The following is a 17,613-nucleotide window of genomic DNA, read 5'->3' as shown; positions in this document are numbered from 1 at the left end:
GCAGCGCAAAGAACACAACCAACCCACGGTGGAGCACTGAGATGCGCGCTCGTCAACGCTCTACGCCTATTGCTCTCGCTGTCTTCGCATTGATGGGAGCCACGCTGCTGGTAGCAGCCCAACGCACCCACGCAGCAGAAACAGACACCAACACGCTGCTCCCCACCCAAGACCCTTGCGGCACCTGCGACCGGCCGCTCGCCCAGGCTACCGGTACCGCTGCCCCGCAAAGCCTGCCCGCCGCACCCCTGCCGCCCGCCGCCTCGTTCAAGCTCAACGACCTGCGACTGAACGGCGTCAAGGCGCTGACCAATGAAGAGATGCAAAGCATCACGGCACCCTACATCGGCCGCAACGTCACGCTCGGCGATCTCGAAAGCCTGGCGCAGGCCATTACCGCGCGCTACAAGGAGCGCGGCTACTTTCTCGCGCAGGCCGTGGTGCCGGTTCAGACAGTGCGCGACGGCATCGTGGAAATCAGCGTCATCGAAGGCCGGGTCGGCAAGGTCGATGTCACCGTCGCACCCGATGCGCCCATCAGCGAAGCCCGCGTGCGCGGCTTTCTCGCGCCCCTGCAGCCCGGTGAAGCCGTGAGCGCGCCCGCCTACGAGCGCGCGATGCTGCTGCTGTCGGACCAGCCCGGCATCCGCGTCACGTCGGGGCTGCAGGAAGGCACGCAAAGCGGCACCACCGATCTTTCGGTCGAGGTCGTCGCGGGCCCGCGCTGGGCCTTCACGGCCGAGGGCGACAACCACGGCACCAAGGAATCGGGGCGCTTTCGCGTCGGTGGCACGGCGCGTTATCTCAGCCCCTTCGGCATCGGCGACAACCTCGACATGCGGCTGATGGTTTCGAACAGCAACGCGCTGCAGTTCGGGCGCGTGGCCTACGAGGCGCCCATCGGCACCAGCGGCCTGCGCGCCGGCATCGGCCTTGCGCGCGTCAACTACGAGCTGGGCGGCGAGTTTGCCGAACTCGGGGCGCAGGGCAGGGCCGACGTGCTCGATTTTTCGCTCAACTATCCGTTGATCCGCCAGCGCCAGCAGAACCTCTTCCTGCGCCTGGGCGCCGACGTGAAGAACCTCACCGACGAGATGAACGCGGTCGACTTCGCCTCGAAGAAGCGCGTGCACGGCCTGGGCCTTGGCTGGGCGTGGGAGCGGCGCGACGAGGTGCTCGGCGGCGGCTACTGGGCCAGCTCGGGCACGCTTTACCGTGGTGACCTTTCCATTCGCGACGAGCAGAGCCGCGCGTTCGACCAGAGCGTGGCGGGCCACCGCACCGAGGGCGGCTACACCAAGCTGAGCTTCCAGGTTTCGCGGCTGCAGGCCATCGTGCCGAACCATTCGCTCTATGTGGCGCTCGGCGGCCAGTGGGCCAGCAAGAACCTCGACGCTTCCGAGAAGCTCTCGCTCGGCGGTGCGCGCGCAGTGCGTGCGTACCCGTCGGGCGAACTGCTGGTGGACGAAGGCGCCATCGGCACCGTCGAATGGCGCTGGTCGCTCAACTCGGAGCTCACGCCTTTCGTGTTCTACGACGCCGCGCGCGGAAAGATCGTGCGCAACCCTTCGCCGTTCGACACCGGCCCCAACCGCCACAGCCTGCGCGGTTTCGGCATCGGCATTTCGTGGGCGCGGCCCGGCAACTTTGCGATCAACGCGACGCTCGCCTGGCGCGACGGCACCCGGCCGGCGCAGACCGATGGCGGCGGCCGCAACCCGCGCTTGTACGTGCAGGCGCAAAAGGTGTTCTGACATGGCAATGCACAACCGTTCCCCACGATTCCATCCGCGCCCGCGGCTGCGCCCGGTCGCGCTCGCACTGGTGTGCCTGGGCCTGGCGCCCGCGCTGGCCCAGACCCTGCCCACCGGGTTCTCGCCCATTGCCGGAGGCGTGTCTGTCGCGACGCCTAATGCCGCGACGATGAACATCAACCAGACGACGGCGCGCGCCATCGCGCAATGGAACACCTTCTCCATTTCGACGGGCGCGACGGTCAACGTTGCGCAGCCGAGCGCCAGCAGCGTGCTGCTGAGCCGCGTGATCGGCGGGGAGCCCTCGGCCATTGCCGGATCGCTCAATGCAAATGGCCGCGTCTTCCTGGTCAACCCGGCCGGCGTGACGTTCTCCAAGGGTTCCTCGATCAGCGTCGGCGGACTGGTCGCATCGACACTCGACATGTCCACCAGCAACGCCGACTTCATGGCCGGTGCGTCCAAGCTCGAGTTCAGGCGGCCGGACGGGAGTTTCGGCACCGTGGACAACCAGGGCAACATCACGCTGGTGGGCAGTGGCGGCACCGCGGCGCTCATCGGATCCCAGGTGTTCAACAGCGGCAGCATCGTGGCCGACGGCGGCACGGCGGCCATGGCGTCGGGCGAAACGGTCACGCTCGACCTCGCCGGCGACGGGCTCACTACGCTGCGGGTCACGCCCGGCCTGTACAGCGGCGTGGCGAACAGCGGCACCATGCAGGCCAACGGCGGTCGCGTGGCGCTTGTGGCGACGAGCGGCTCGGAAGTCTCGAACGGCGTGGTCAATTTCCGCGGCGTGCTGCGGGCCGACTCCATGGTTTCGCGCAACGGCGAGATCATTCTGGACAGCGGGCTGTCGTCCGAAGGCGTGCGCATGACAGGCGGCCTGGTCTCTGCAGTGGGCAACGACGCCGGCCTCACGGGTGGCACCATCGACATCAAGGGCCGCGCGATCGGGCTTGTGCCTTACACGCCTCCGCTCATCATCGACGTTTCTGCGCCGCTGGAGCCACCGCCACCGCCGCCCGGAAACGACGACCGCGGCATTCTCGACGCGAGCGGCAGCGCCGGCGGCGGGCGCATCCGCCTTCATGCAAACGCGGTGGCCGAACTCGGCGACACCGGCGCCATCGCGCTCGGCGCTGGCTCGATCGCGCGCGCGGACGCCGTCGCATCGGGCAACGGCGGCGATGTTCGCCTGCTGGCCGAACGTACGCTGCGTGCCCACGGCAGCATTTCGGCGCGTGGCGGCGCGGGCGGCGGCAACGGCGGCTTCATCGAGACTTCCGGCGGTTTTGCCGCGCCCGACGACGGACAGGGCGGCGGCTTCAGCATCAACGGGCTGCGCGTGGACGCCGCCGCGCCCGCGGGCACCGCCGGCACCTGGCTCGTCGATCCCTTCAATGTCGACATCGTTCCCGGCGCCGCGGCCGGCACGCTGCCGACCAATCCCTTCGAGCCGCTCGCGGCCAGCACGATCCAGGACGGCGACATCAACGCCGCCCTCAACGGCGGCACCAGCGTGCGCATCACCACCGGTGATCCCGGCGCGGGGTCGCCGACCGATGGCGACATCCGCATGTTCAACGGCGTGCGCATCAACTACAGCACAGCCAACGGGCCGTTGACTTTTCAGCTCGACGCCCACCGCAGCGTGCGCGGCGACAACAACGTGGTGATCGAGTCCTCGGGCGCCGGCGGGCCGCTCAACGTGGTGTTCAACACCGACGTCAACGGCGGCGGTGCCGCGACCGGCGGCGGGCAGGTGAGTTACAGCGGCGACATCTACACCAACGGCGGCAATGTGGTGATGAACGGCGCCTGGTCGGCCTCGGGGTCGGGGCCGAGCGTGAGCCTGAACGGCAACGTCATCGACACGCGCGTCGGCCGCACCGATGCCGGCGCGGGCGGCTCGGTAACGATCAACGGCAACACCAGCGGGCCCTCGAGCGGCGGCTTCACGGATGCGGCGGTCTACATCAACGGCGTGCAGATCGCCACGTCGACCGGCAACGTCGACATCACAGGCATCGGCGCCGAAACCAGCGGCGTGCGGCTCAACTCGCGCTTCACGGGCACCGGTTTGCCGAACCGGCGCACCGACATCTCGACCACCAGCGGCAACATCACGGTGCGCGGCGTCGGCAACTTCACCGGCAACAGCAGCGAGATTCCGGGCCATGGGGTGGTCATCAACGATTCGGCGCTTCGCTCGGTCAGCGGCAACATCGCAGTGCGCGGCTTGCGTCAGGCCGACACGGATCCGGGCACGGGGGGCGACGGCGTGCTGCTGCGCACCGGCACGCAGATTGCCACCACCGGCAGCGGCAGCATCGAGATCACCGGCCAGGCCGAGGGCGACGGCGCCGGCGTGCGGATCGGGCCGCCAGCACCCGTGCCGGGCGTGTTCCCTCCGGTGCTTGCGGGCGTTTCCGTGTCGTCGGCCGGTGGCAACGTCGTGCTGCGCGCCAGCAACGACGGCAGCACCGACGCGCTGGTGATCGATGGCACCGTGAGCGCGGGCAATGTCGTCAACCTTCGCCCCGGCGGCGTGGCGGCGGACGGCACGGCCTTCGACCAGGTCGCAACGCCGATCACGCTCGGTGGCACGGCGAGCACCGGCTTCGCGGTGTCGGCCGACGAGTTCTCCCGCATCTCGGCCGGCAACGCGATCGTGGCCGGCAGCAATGCGCATGCGGCCGACATCAACGTGGTGGGGCCGCTCGCGCTGGCCTCGGGCCTCACGCTGCAGAACGAAGGCGGCGGCAACATCTCGCTGCAGGCGCCCATCACGGCGCCGCGCGTCGGCCTGGTGTCGGCAGGCAACATCACTCAGACCGCGGCCGCACCCATCACGGCCGGCACGCTCTTGGCCCGTTCCAGCGGCGGCAGCGTGCTGCTCGACCAGGCGGCCAACAACGTGAGCGCGAACACGCTGGGCGGCGGCGCCGCCGGCGCGTTCCGCTACCAGGACGTGGACGAACTGCGCATCGGCCCCGTCTCGGTCGTCGGCTACGACGCGGCCGGCAATGCGCCGCAGGTGGTGTCGGCCGGCTCCATGGCGGCGGACACGGTGTTCGTGCGCACGCTGAGCGGCGACCTGCAGCTCGGCACGGCGGTAAGCAGTACGTCGGGCGCCGACCTGGTGGCCGCGGCGCGCTTCCAGAACGTGGGCGGTGCCAGCCTGGGCGGCGCGCCCTGGCGCGTGTGGGCTGACACCTGGATCGGCGAAACGCGCGGTGGCGTTACCGGCTCGGGCCTGCTGCCGAACCTCTACAACTGCGCCTACCTGGGCCTGTGCGGCGTGAGCGTGTCGCCGGGCGAAAACCACTTCATCTATGCGCAGCGGCCGACCGCGACGGTGGTGATCGGCAATGCCGCACGGGCCTCGGGCTCGGACAATCCGGTCTTCACCTGGAGCATCACGGGCCTGATCCTCGGCGACAACGGTGCCGGCTTCAGCGGTGCGGTGGGCACCGCCGCCAACCAGTCGAGCCCGCCCGGCGCCTATGCGATCAACGGCAGCTTCACCTCGGCCGAGGGCTATCTGGTCAACGTGGTGCCGGGGACGCTCACGGTCAGCAGCCCTCCGGAAGTTCCGCCAGTCACGGTCGTCGTCTTTCCGCAGATTCCGAAGCCCGACGTGATCCGCGACCTGCCGACCACCTGGCTTTACGACCGCAACATCGGCCCGCCGCCGATCTGCTTTGCGACCGGCCCGCTCGAAGGCGACCGCGCCTCGCAGGGCAACGACGTGCTGGCGCGCGAATGGTCGCGCGTGCGCTCGCGGCCCAACCTCACAAGCTGCGTCGACACCGAGAAGCGCAACGGCTGCGCCGACTTCTAGCGGCTTGCTCGCTGCTAGCCCGCGGCGCCGAAGCGGCCCGTGTAGGTGCGCAGGCCCTGGTGCGACAAGTCGGACTGCGCGTCGATGTGGACCTTGCCGCCGAGCGCCTGCCAGCGCCGGCAGAACGCATAGTCCTCGCTCAGATAGCGGCCGTTGCCCGGCTCGGCCAGCACGTCGAAGAAGCGGTAGTGCGGCCATGCCTGGGCGGCGGTGTCGCGGGACGGCTCGGGCGTGTAGCGCAGGTCGGGCCGCGCCTCGGCCAGGCGCTCGAACACCGAACGGCCAATCAGCATGAAGCCCGTGGGCGCGTCGAGCACCTCGATGAAACCGTCGGCGTCGACCTTGCCCTCGCCGGTCCATGCGTTGGCCGGAAAGCGCGCATGCCGCGCCTCGAAGTCGGCGCGCGTGCTGCCCGCGGGCAAGGCCTCGCGCAAGCCGTCGGCGGGCCAGCCGTCCTCCTTGAGCGGATAAACGCCGGCCACCACGTCGCGGCCGGCCAGCAGCAGCCTGAGCGCCGCGGAAGGCTCGAAGCCGATGTCGGCGTCTATCCAGAACAGGTGCGTCCAGCGCGTGTCGGCCATGAACTCGGCCACCAGCCGGTTGCGTGCGCGCGGAATCAGGCTGTCGCCATCGAGGAAGCGCGTCTGCATCGAAAAGCCGTGGCTCCACGCGAGGTTCACCAGGCCGAGCAGGCTGCGCACGTAGATCGAGGCGAGCGCACCGCCGTAGCTCGGCGTCGCCACAAAGGGGCGGATGTCTTTCAGTGCGGCAATGTCGAGCATCGGAAGGGTTCCTGTCGGCAGGCGTGGAGGGCTGCAGCCTGTGCGTGCGTCGGCGCTCAGGCCGGCGAGGCGGCATGCCGCCGCGTGGAAAGCAGCGCGCGCAGCTTGGCGGGCGCGACCGGCTTGGTGAGCAGCATCACGCCGCCATGGCGCAGGCGCTGCAGCACTTCGGGCCCGGTGGCGCCGGACACGAGCACGGCGAGCGCATCGGGCTGCAGGCGCTTGGCGGCGGTGATCACGTCCATGCCGTCGTCGGCGCCGGCCAGTTGCAAGTCGCACAGCACCGCATCGAAGCGCTGGTCGCCGGTGCCCAGCCGCGCAATGGCCTCGGCGCCGGTGGCGATGCATTCGACCTCGCACCCCCATTGCTCCAGCAGCGCGCGGCTGCCGTCGAGGATGACGGGGTCGTCGTCGACCACCATGCAGTGCAGGCCGGCCAGCGGGGTGAGCGCGCGCGGCGCGGCTGCGGGCGCGGTGGCTTCAGCCGCCTGGGCGGCGGGCAGGATGAGCGCAAAGGTGCTGCCCGCCTGCAGCGCCGAGCGCACCGTGATGCGAGTGCCGAGCAGCGAGGCAATGCGCGCGCAGATGGCAAGGCCCAGCCCGAAGCCGCGGCGCCTGTCGCGCTCGGTATTGGCCACCTGGTAGAACTCTTCGAAGATCCGGCCCTGGTGAATGGGCGCAATGCCAATGCCGTTGTCGCGCACTTCGATGCGCACGCTGTCTCCGCCGGCCCGGATGCGCCGCGCGGCCACCAGCACCGTGCCGCCGGCGGGCGCATGGCGCAGCGCGTTGGCCACCAGGTTGCCCACGATGCGCTGCAGCAGCGCTGCATCGCTGCGCACCGCAAGCCCGCGGTCGCTCCAGCGCAGGCGCACGCGGGTCTCGGCCGCGGTGGGGGCGTGCTGCGCATCGAGCTGGTCGAACAGCGCGGCCAAGGGCACCTTGGTGATCGCGGGCGTCAGCACCTGGGCGTCGAGCCGCGAGATTTCGAGCAGGTCGTCGAGCAGCACGCCCATGAACTCGGTGCCCTCCTGCAGGCGCAGCACGGCCGGGCGCTGCGCCTCGGTGGCGCTTGGCAGCAGGCCATCGATGAAAAGCCCCATGGCGTGCAGCGGCTGCCGCAGGTCGTGGCTGGCCGCGGCCAGGAACCGTGCGCGCGACAGCGCCGCCTGCTCGGCTTCGGCCATGCGCTGCAGCGCCACCGCCGTGGCTTCGCGCACGCGCTCCTCGCTGACCTGTCGGTTGCGCTGCAGCCGCTCGGCCAGGCGATCGATGTCGTGCGCGAGCACGGCCAGCTCGTGCGCGTGGCCCTTGCCGGACGATGCTGCGGAAACACTCCGCGGCTCGCCTTCGACCACGTCGCAGCGCGCTTCGAAGTGCCCGGCCTCCAATGCCGCAACGGTGCGCGACACGCGCCGCAGCGGCCGTGCCACCGTGCGCGCCATGTGGCGCACCGAGGCCCATGCCGCAAGCAGCGCCACCATTGCAATGCCGATGCCCGCCATGAGCGAGCGACTGCGCTCGCGCGCGTAGGCCGTGGTGTCCCTGAAGGCCTGCACCAGGCCGATGGGCGTTTCGCCCGCCGCGGTGGAGCCCGCGGGCGCGAAGGCACTGGCGCGCGAAGCCTCGCGAAGCGTGACCGGCGAGGTGAACATGCGCAGCTGCGCAAGCGCCGATGCCTTGGGGCCGGCGGTCACGAACACGCCCGCGCTGTTGCTGATTTCCACCCGCATCACCTGCCCGCCGCGCAACGCCGCGTTGGCCACGTTCTGCAGCGCCGGCAGGTCGCCGGCATAGAGGCTCAGGTCCGACATGGCGGCCACTTGGCGCGCCACGGCCTGGCCTTCGGCATCGAAAGCCGCTTCGAGCGCTTGCAGGCGGCTGTGCGTGAACCAGCCGGTGAGCGCCAGCGCCACCGCGGCGCACGGCACCACGCCAAGGCGGAACAGGTCGCGCTGCAGGTTGCCGCGCACCACCAGCGTGGGCGTGGACAGGGGCTGCGGCTGCGCCGGCGAATCGGCGTGCGAGCCTTCGGGCGTCGTCCCCTTGTCGCTCATCGCGTGACGGTGAGCCGCTCGGTCAGTTCCCGCTCCTCCGGCAAGCGCAGTCCGAGACCGCGCGCGACGGTCACGTTGATGCGCACGGTGGCCGGCGTGGCCGACTCCACCAGCGGACCGGCGCCGGCGTTCGCCAGCTTCTGGCCGAGCAGCCGCGCCTGCCGCGCCAGCTGCGCCGGCGTGGAGACCGCGGCCGCAAGCCCGCCGGAACGCACCAGCCCTTCGCTGGCGCCGAACACCGGCAAGCCCGCCCCGGCGCCCGCGCGCAACACCGAGAGCGTGGCGGCCTGGCTGTCGCCGATCAGGTCGGGCAGCACCATCAGCGCGTCGCTGCGCGGCACCACCGAATGCAGCGCCGCAGCCAGCGACCTGGCGTCGGGCGCGTATTCCACCTGCACGTCCCACGGCGGGTTTGCGCCCTGCGCCGCGCGCTGCAGCTCGCGCACCAGCGGTTCCGATTCAGGCGTGGCGACCACGCCGATGCGGTACTTGTGCGGCAGCACCGCACCCACCAGCGCAAGCTGGTCGCCCATGGCGGGGTCGCGCAGCAGCACGCCCACGCGCCGGTCGCCGCGCCGCAGGGCCGGGCTGCTGGCGCGCAGGGTCTCGTAGTCGAGCCGGCTCAGCATCGCAAGCACCAGCGGCTGCTGGCCGGGCCGCCCGAGCGCCGCGCGCGCGGCCGGCACGCCGACTGCCAGCGTCATGCCGGTATCTGCCGGCGCGGTGCGCAGGCCGCGCGTTCGCACGCCGGCGTTGGCGCCGCGGTCGGGCTCGGCGGCGGCTGTTTCCACGGCTTGCGAGGTGTCCGCGCCGCCCTGCGGAAGCCGCACCAGATCGAAGCGGCCGCCGGGCTCCTCGCCCGCGCGAAGATGCTGCACGAACTCCGAGTGCGCCGCGAGGTCGTCGCCCATCAGCACCGTGAGGCCGGTGGCCGATGCGGCGGCGGCCAGCTGCGCCATGCCGAAGGCCAGCGCGGTGCGGGCGCCGCAGCGCAGCCGTTTCCGGAAAAGCGAGATGAAAGAGTTCACGGCAACAAACATGGACTGCTTCTGCAGCAAGAGAGAGTGCAGTACCCAATGTACGGAAGCCCCTTGCTTGGCGCGATAAGGCGGAGGGCTTATGTCGACGCCTGCCACCGCTTGCAGGCGTGATGAAGTGCACAGCGCGGCGGCTGCTTGGCCTATGTCCGATGGACTAGGGCCTGCAAGAACCTAGGCTTCGGCGTTGAGCAGCGCCGCCGCGCGCTGGGCCTGGATGGCCTGGCGCAGCACGCGCGGAGAAACCGGCTTGTAGAGCACCGCAATGCCGGCGCTGGCCACTTCGCGCAGGCGCTCGGGCTTGGTTTCTCCCGTGACCAGCAGGCGCGCCGTGCCGGGTCCGATGCCGTGCGGATGGCGTTCGAGCGCCGCGATCACGTCCAGGCCGTTGTCGCCACCCTGCAGGAGCAGATCGCTCACCACCACGTCCGGCGGCCGTTCCCACGCGTCGGCCAGCGCGAGTGCCTCGGCGCGGGTTTGTGCCGCCTGTACGTCGGCGCCCCAGTTGGTGAGCACCACCGACAGGCCTTCGAGAATGGTGCGCTCGTCGTCGATCACCAGGATGCGCAACTGTTCGAAGCTGGGTTCCTCCTCGATGGCGCTGGGGGCCGGCGCCACGTCCAGCGCGGGCAATGCGGCCGGCGCCGATCGCACCAGCACCCGCACGCAGGTGCCCTTGTTCGGACGCGAGGTCAGCTCGACACGGGTGTTGAGCAGTTCCGTCAGGCGCTGCACCGTGGCAAGCCCCAGGCCCATGCCGCGCTGGCCGCGCGGCGCCTGGCGGCCGGTGGCCTCCACCTGATAGAACTCTTCGAAGACGCGCGCCTGGTGCTGCACGGCAATGCCCACGCCGGTGTCGACCACGTCGATGCGAACGCCCTTGCCGCGCCGCCGGGCGCCGATCAGCACGCCGCCTTCAAGGGTGTGGCGCAGCGAGTTCGACACCAGGTTGTTGAGAATGCGCGAGAGCATCACGTAGTCGCAGCGCACCCAGAGGTCGGTCTTGCGCGCCACCAGCCGCAGGCCCTGCTGCTCGGCCACCGGACGGAAGTTGCGGCTGATTTCGTCGAACAGCTGGTCGAGCGGAAAGTCCGCCCACTGCGGCTGCAGCACGCCGGCGTCCAGCTGCGAGAGATTGAGCAGCTCCGAGAACAGCCGGTCGAGCGAATCGACGCATTCGCGGATGTGGCCGATGCGCTGCAGGCGCACGGGGTCGGTTTCGCCGTTGGCCAGGCCGTCGGAAAACAGCGTAAGCGCATGCAGCGGTTGGCGCAGGTCGTGGCTGGCGGCCGCCAGCAGGCGCGTCTTGGCCTGGCTCGCGACTTCGAGCTGCTGGTTCTTGCGCGCGAGTTCAGCCGTGGCCTCGCTGATGCGGCTTTGCAGCAGCCGGTGGCTTTCGGCCAGTGCACGCGCCGCCTGGTTGAAGCCGTGCTGCAGGTGCCGCACTTCGGAGGTGCCTTCGATGGTCACGCTCGCGGCCTCGCCGGCGCCCAGGCGGTCGACCGCCTTGCCCAGCGCGCGGATCGGCTCGCTGATGCGCCGCGCGGCCCACCAGCCCGCCAGCCCCACGCCCACCAGGCTGGTTGCCAGCACCAGCACCACGTTGAGCCACACCGAGCGCCGCGCGTCCTGCACGGCGTCCAGGCTCATCTCGACCATGACCTTGCCGCTGTGCCGGCCATCCTCGCTCACCACCGGCACCACCACCTGCAGGCCCTCGCCCCGGGCGCGATCGACGGTTTCGGAGTTGGCGACGATCTCGCCGTCGTCCGACCAGATCTGTACTTGCTGCACGTGCGGCTGGAAGGTGCCCGACTGGGCCGTGCGCTGAAGAATGCGACGGTCCATGCGCGCCAGCGGCGCTTGCGCCGCCGTGGCAACCTGCAGCGCCACTGTTTGCGCGTTGGCGCGCATCAGCTCGGTGAGGTTGTCCAGGTGCTGGCGCGTCAGCACGGCAATGGCCGCCAGCGTGGCGGCGGTTGCCGGCACCAGCGCCAGCAGGATCAGCTGCTGGGCGAAGGTGAGGCGCGCAAGCCCCCGGACGACGCGGAAGTTCCAGTTCATGGGGGCATTGGGCGCATGAAGATCGAGCTTACGGGCGCTGGTTACGGTGCGAAAGATGGGAAAAACATCACAAAAACGACTTGTATTTGATATCTAATCGTGTCCGCGTTTGTCCATGTTAGACCCGCTGACCCGCAGCGGCCCATGTTCCGTGCCCAAAAATGCAGGCCTCTCCAAGCCGCGTCCGGAAGGCTTCCGGCGCCATTGACGCGTTTCGTGCCCCGCACCGCTGCCCGCGGTTCAGGCGTGCTGCGGCCGTGGTGGTGCGCCGCGGCGCACTCGCCTTGACGCTGCTCGCCGGCCTACCGATGCCGGCGGCCGCCCAGCCCGCGCTGCAGCCCGATGCAGCGGTGCGCTTCGGCATCCTGCCGCTCGGCGGTGCTTTCGAATCGCGCAGCGACTGGGACCCCTTGCTGGCCGAACTGAGCCGAGCCATCGCTCGTCCCGTGAGCGTGCTCTCGGTCAACTCGTATGAAGCGCTGGAACAGGCCATCCGGCGCGACGAGGTCGACATGGCGTTCCTGTCCGGAAAGATGGCGCTCGACGCCGTGACGCAGCGCCGCATGAAAGTGGTGGCCCAGGTGGTGCGGCACGACGGCCTGGCGGGCTACCGCGCCCTGCTCCTCACCCGCAAGACGCCGCCGTTCAATACCAAGAAGAGCCTGCTGGGCGAGCCGGAACGCTGGCGCCTTGCGCGCGGCGAGCGGCAATCGGTCTCCGGCTTCATCGTGCCGCAGCTGCAGTTCTTCCTGCCCAACCACATCGCCATGGAAACCCGCTTCCTGAGCGAGATCGTCGGCACGCACCAGGCGACCGCCCTGGCCGTGGCCAACAACGAAGCCGATGTGGCCACCAACAACACGGCCGATCTCGAACGCTTCAAGCAGCGCTTTCCGGCCGAGGCGCAGCGGCTGCAGGTGCTGTGGGAGTCGGAGCTCATTCCGCATGCGCAGATCGTGGTGCGGCGTGAATATTCGCCCGAGCTGCGCAGCAGCGTGCAGGCCTTCCTGGTCGGCTACGGCCGCGCCAAGGGGCCCAAGGGCGATGCGGAGCGGGCCGTGCTCAAGTCGCTGCACGACCTGGCCGGTTTCGTGGCGGCCGACAACAGCTCGCTGCAGCCGGCCGCCAAGCTCGCCTACCAGTTGGCCAAGCAGAATGCCATGAGCGCGCAATGGGTCAACGACGAGGCGCGGCAGGCGCGCCTGAAGCGCATCGAGAGCGGCTATGCGGAGCAGGTCAACGTCCTTCGCGACCTGTCGCCCTGACATGCCTGCTCGCGCGCTGCCTCGCGCTGCTCGATGGTTTGCCGCCACGGCACTGCCGCTCATGCTGGTTGCCACCACGCTCTTGCTGGCGCCGGGCAACGCCGGCGCCACCGAAAAGGCGGCCGCTCCCACCAAGCCCGTGCGCTTTGGCGTGCTGCCGCTGGGGGGCGCGGTCGAATCGCGTGCGTTGTGGATGCCGCTGCTGGCCGACATGAGCCAGGCCATCGGCGTGCCGGTGACTGCTTACTCCGTGGCGTCGTACGAAGAGCTCGACCGCGCCATCAAGCGCGATGAAGTCGACATGGCGTTTCTCTCGGCCAAGATCGCGCTGGACGCAGTGATGCAGCGGCGCATGAAGGTGGTGGCGCAAATCGCCCGCCGGCCCGGCATGCCCGCCCACCGCGCAGTGCTGCTCACGCGAAGGACCGGCGCGCCCAACACGCTGGAAGCGGTGCTTGCCGAGCCCGAGCGCTGGCGCCTCGCGCGCGGCGACAGCCGCTCGGTGACCGGATTTCTCATACCGCAGAGCCAACTGTTCCTGCCGCGCAAGATCCAGATGGAGACCCAGTTCCGCGGCGAGATCGTCGGCAACCACCAAGCCACGGCGCTCGCAGTGGCCAACGGCGACGCCGACGTGGCCACCAACAACACCACCGACTTCGAGCGCTTCAGGGAGCAGTTTCCCGTCGAGGCCGCGCGGCTGCACGTAGTGTGGGAGTCCGAGCCGCCACCCGGCGCGCAGATGGTGGTGCGGCGCGACTACCCGCCCGCGTTCCAGGCCCGGCTGCAGGCGTTCCTGATCGGCTACGGCCAAGGCAAGGGCCCTCGCGCCGAGGCTGAGCGCGAAGTGCTGAAGACGCTGCGTGCGGCCTACGGCTATGCCCCGGCCGACGACAGCGCGCTGCTGCCCGAGGCCACGCTGGAATACCAGCTGGGCAAGCAGAACGCGATGGCGGCTGCCTGGGTCAACGATGCCGCGCGCGAGCAGCGGCTGCGGCGCATCGAGCAGGTTTACAAGGAGCAGGTCGAGACTTTGCGTGCGGCGTCTGGCGCCGCGCGCTGAGCACTGCACGCGGGGCATGGCCCCGGCTTGCCCGGATTGAGCCGGACCCCAGATGGCCATCAGCGGGAGCTGGCTGGATAGCTCCAAGAAGGCGCCGGACCTATCGGGATCTGGAACCTACTCGCGCCAATGAACGATTGATCGTGATCGTGAAATCCACCCGCGCAACGCGGCTGGTGGGCAGGCACAGAGGCCGAACAGCGTCCTCTCGGATGTACGCTTAATCGTCACACATCCATCAACAAAACAGCCACGCCAATGAGTGAGCGCGGAAAGGAAATTCATGATCTGGACGCATTCAATTCTCCAGCCTCCTGTGCCGCAGTTCCTGCGCGAGACGCTATGAACAAGCTGTCTATCAGCACCCGTGGGTACTGGGCCCGGATGCTCAAGCTGTTCCAAGGATGCGAGACGACTTCATCATTGGGTAAACACCATGAAGGGAGGGATATGAACTTTGATCGAATTGACCGTCTTGTAGCAAAGGAAGACTTCTGTTTTCAAGCCTGGAGCGACCGCTACAGCAAAGGGGTATGGGCCGCACTCGGTTTGTGGGAGAACCAGATTGACACCGTGCGCGATCTGTCGAGTGGCGGCGACTTGGACATGTTTTTCGCAACGGATTACGTGTTCTCCGCTGAATGGCTTCCGTATGTGACCGGCCGAACTCTTGCTGAGGCGATGCAGAAGTTGGAGGAACGTCTGGCCTCTCTTCCTCAAGACCAACTCAGCCGAGGAAGTCAGTGGGCCGACCTCGTGTCCAAGGCCATTGATGCCTTGTCCGAGGCAACACGCGGGCGGTCATGGTATGACGACAAGAAGCCCGAGTCGCTTGATGATCTGCCCGCGACGTTCGATCTGGCCGTGGAACAGTCTGCGACATCCGATACCGAGGAAAAAGGGCAATAGCGAGAAATAGGTGCCGCAAGCATCTTTCGCGACTACATCAACGAACTGGAAGTCGAGTTCCTTTTCGAGACGCCGAAGTGGATGGGCATCGACGAAATCCACCTCGTCAAGCCGCGCTACCGCGCGGGCGGCACTCCTGAGTGACCGAGCCCCTCCGTTCAAGACGCAAGACACAACAAGCAAAGGGAAACACCATGCCTATCAGCCCCGAACTACAAGCCAAGATTGATTCAGCTTATGACCCCGTGAAAGAAAGAATCATGCGCGTGCTCTCACTCCCCAGAGAGCAGCGCCCCGACGACGAGGAAGTCTTCTTCTACTGCTCGAGAGGCAGCTTTTTCCCTTTGAAAGAAAAAGACGCTCAGTGGGATGCCAACCCGCTCCAATGGCGAGAAAACGTCACCCCGGAACTGCTGGCCAGGATCGATGCGGTGACCGATCTGTATGTGAAGACCAACATCATTCGCTTTCTGCACAACTACGCCGACAGGTTCCCCTGCACGCCGGAGGCGCTTTTTGACTGGCACGCGCTCGGTCGCTTGGAGGCCAGGGCGAGGCGAGTGCTTCGGGAAGAGCGTTCGTACAAATGGCGCGAAGACGAGGTGATCGCTTTCATCGCGCATTTCAAACAAGAAGCGCCGCAGATGTACGCAGACTACCTTCAACAGGAGCGCAACGGGCGTCAGATCGATGCCGATCTTGCGTGGGATATGCGCCGACTGGGAGAGAAATGGCATCCCGGGCTTGATGTTGATGATTACCGGGACTTGTTCAGCATGGTCCGCGACTACGCGGAAGCCCACCTGATCTGACACGAGGCGCACCGTGTCCATCACCCCCACCCGGCCCAACGGTTACTTCCTCGCCGACGCCAACAGCCTCGTCTACGCCTACCGCGCGGGCGGCACCCGGCAGCTCGATACCTATTTCAAGTTTGCAAAAGAGCAAGGTCGTGAATTCGCCATCACAACAACAGTTGCAGACGAAATCGAGAACGGACCGTTGAAGCGGGAACTCGGCCGCTACATCGCCGACAAAGGCATCGAGGTTCTTAAGACCCCAAAACTCGAGCAACAACTGAAGACCGCCCAAGTTCCCCCAAAAAACGCCGGCGAAGCCTCCATGCTCGAAGTGGCCGCCGAAGAGCACGGCAAAGGCCGCAGCACCCGCATCTGGTCCGACGACAAATTCTTCGAGAATCCGCAACAGATGCGCGGCGCACACGGCGCCGAGCCCATCAAGACCTCCCAACTGCTCGACCAGATGCGCGAAGGCCAGTTCATCTCCGACGCCGAATACCGCAGAGCCCGGGCAAGCTACCAGCAGACCAGTCCCGTGTTCCAGCCGGGCAGTGCCAGCCACAGCCCACGCCTGGCCACCTTCGAGGGCCCCGCACCCCGCGTGCTGGACCACCTGGGCGCCGCCGACGCCCGCATCGCCGCCAAGCCCGGCTTCCAAGCCCTCGTCAAAGGCGGCGGCGCTCTGGGCGCTGCGGGGGTGGTCTATGGCGGAATCAGCACCACGCGCGAAGCAATCCACCAGCTCGACCAGGGCAACGTCACTGGCGCCCAGTCGCAAGTCATGCACTTTGGCGCCGGCGTGGCGGGCGGTGCGCTCGCGGGTACGGCCACGGGCGCCGCCTACGGCGCGGCCACCGGCTCCTGGACCGGCCCCGGCGCCGTGGTGACCGGCCTGGTCGGCGGCTTCGTGGGCGCCGTGGCCGGCGACAAGATCATGGACGCCGCAGACCGCGCCCGCATCTACAACCAGCGCGGCAGCGACGGCAACCTTTGGCACTACGACGAGAAACACCCCGAGCACGGCTGGAGCCGTACCGAGCAAGTGCGCGCACTCGATGCCCAGGGTCATCCCAAGGTCGCGTTGGGCATGCCCGTGGTCCAGACCCTGACGACCACCGCCGACGCCCGTCTGAGCGACGAACTCAACTACAAGGCCAGCAGCGTGGCCGTCGAACTGGCGCTGGCCCACCCGCGCGCACCCCAAGACCCCTACAGGCAGGCGCCCGAGAGCATCGAAGCGGTACGCCCCGGCATCGGCGCCAACGAGCCGTGGACCCGCGATCCGCAAAGCCATGCCTGGACGCGTCAGATCATCGAGCCGGCCACCCCCATGACGCACGGCATGCCGGTTCAACGCACGGTCACGGCCAGCCCGGAGCAGAGCCGGCAACTGGACGCAGCGGCGCAGCGCGTTATTGCGGACAACATCGCCCACAGCCCGCAAGCCATCGCGCAGCGCTATCTGGAGGCCTACGCTCAGCATGGATGGAAACAGCACGGCCCGGTGCCGGAGGCCGTCACCCACGCCGCCCGAGGCCCTGTGCGCGAGGAACCCCATGCCGCGCCTCGGCACACGCCTGCACAGCCGCAGCCCGCGAGCGGCCACTTGACACCTCAGCAGATCGAACGCATCACCACGCATGAATCGCGCATCGTGCCCACGCCGGGCGGCATGAGCTTTGCCGAGGCGCACCGGCGCCGCGACGAACCCGAGCAGATTTCGCCGGGCTCGTTGCGGCCCGTGGGCAAGCTGGATACATCCCAGATGGCCAAGGGCAGCCCGTTGTACCGGATGCACCTGGCGCAGGAGCAGGCCCATATGCGCGACCTGGAAATTGCGCTGGCGCAGGACAGGGAGCGGTTCAAGAACGAGCCGAGCCCTCAAAGGACGCCGCAGACTTCGGTGGAGCGCACGCAGGAACGCATGCAGGCGCAGGCGCCCAAGCGCGTGCTGGAGGAAGCGCCCGCGCAGACGCAGGCCGAGGCTCGGCAAGCTGCGCCGTCGGCTCCCGCGATGCAGGCGCCGGCGCCAAGC

General features: G+C 68.6%; 10 protein-coding genes and 1 pseudogene. 7 read left to right on the top strand and 4 right to left on the bottom strand.

All coding sequences use genetic code 11. The annotated features are described in order from the left end of the window. Positions 1-41 precede the first annotated feature (41 nt). Together EJI00_RS17310 and EJI00_RS17305 are read left to right on the top strand one after the other, a co-directional pair. Complete coding sequence (locus EJI00_RS17310) at positions 42-1,754, top strand: ShlB/FhaC/HecB family hemolysin secretion/activation protein (RefSeq protein ID WP_126748734.1); 1,713 nt, start codon at positions 42-44, stop codon at positions 1,752-1,754. Position 1,755: 1 nt separating this feature from the next. Next, positions 1,756-5,601, top strand: a complete 3,846-nt coding sequence (locus tag EJI00_RS17305) for a filamentous hemagglutinin N-terminal domain-containing protein (RefSeq protein WP_126748733.1) — start codon at positions 1,756-1,758, stop codon at positions 5,599-5,601. A gap of 14 nt (positions 5,602-5,615) precedes the next feature. Here EJI00_RS17305 and EJI00_RS17300 read toward each other — a convergent pair whose 3' ends face one another. The 4 genes from EJI00_RS17300 to EJI00_RS17285 form a co-directional block, all read right to left on the bottom strand. Further along, a complete protein-coding gene (locus EJI00_RS17300; protein WP_126748732.1) occupies positions 5,616-6,383 on the bottom strand; it encodes a hypothetical protein in 768 nt (255 codons plus the stop codon). Between the two features lie 56 nt (positions 6,384-6,439). Beyond that, positions 6,440-8,440, bottom strand: a complete 2,001-nt coding sequence (locus EJI00_RS17295; RefSeq protein ID WP_126748731.1) for a hybrid sensor histidine kinase/response regulator — start codon at positions 8,438-8,440, stop codon at positions 6,440-6,442. Next, positions 8,437-9,480: an ABC transporter substrate-binding protein gene (locus EJI00_RS17290; protein WP_260590754.1), complete on the bottom strand. Its 1,044-nt coding sequence runs from the start codon at positions 9,478-9,480 to the stop codon at positions 8,437-8,439. The genes EJI00_RS17295 and EJI00_RS17290 overlap by 4 nt, the downstream gene beginning before the upstream one ends. Positions 9,481-9,651: 171 nt before the next feature. Further along, positions 9,652-11,541: a hybrid sensor histidine kinase/response regulator gene (locus tag EJI00_RS17285; protein ID WP_126748730.1), complete on the bottom strand. Its 1,890-nt coding sequence runs from the start codon at positions 11,539-11,541 to the stop codon at positions 9,652-9,654. Between the two features lie 260 nt (positions 11,542-11,801). Between EJI00_RS17285 and phnD the strand changes: the two genes are divergently transcribed. The 5 genes and pseudogenes from phnD to EJI00_RS17260 form a co-directional block, all read left to right on the top strand. Next, on the top strand, positions 11,802-12,806 hold the full coding sequence (phnD, locus tag EJI00_RS17280) for a phosphate/phosphite/phosphonate ABC transporter substrate-binding protein (protein WP_126748836.1): 1,005 nt from the start codon (positions 11,802-11,804) through the stop codon (positions 12,804-12,806). A 1-nt stretch (position 12,807) separates the two neighbouring features. After that, positions 12,808-13,869, top strand: coding sequence for a phosphate/phosphite/phosphonate ABC transporter substrate-binding protein (locus tag EJI00_RS17275; protein ID WP_126748729.1), 1,062 nt, complete (start codon positions 12,808-12,810; stop codon positions 13,867-13,869). Positions 13,870-14,211: 342 nt separating this feature from the next. Beyond that, the gene (locus tag EJI00_RS17270; protein ID WP_126748728.1) at positions 14,212-14,778 is read left to right on the top strand and encodes a hypothetical protein; all 567 of its coding nucleotides are present in this window, start codon (positions 14,212-14,214) and stop codon (positions 14,776-14,778) included. 194 nt (positions 14,779-14,972) lie between these two features. Next, on the top strand, positions 14,973-15,590 hold the full coding sequence (locus EJI00_RS17265; RefSeq protein WP_126748727.1) for a hypothetical protein: 618 nt from the start codon (positions 14,973-14,975) through the stop codon (positions 15,588-15,590). 13 nt (positions 15,591-15,603) lie between these two features. Further along, positions 15,604-17,613: pseudogene (locus tag EJI00_RS17260) on the top strand (hypothetical protein); the annotation flags it as partial.

Origin of the sequence: Variovorax sp. DXTD-1 (genome assembly GCF_003984625.1) — a bacterium.
In the GTDB taxonomy this organism is placed as follows: domain Bacteria; phylum Pseudomonadota; class Gammaproteobacteria; order Burkholderiales; family Burkholderiaceae_C; genus Variovorax.
This window is presented reverse-complemented; position numbering and strand designations above follow the sequence as displayed.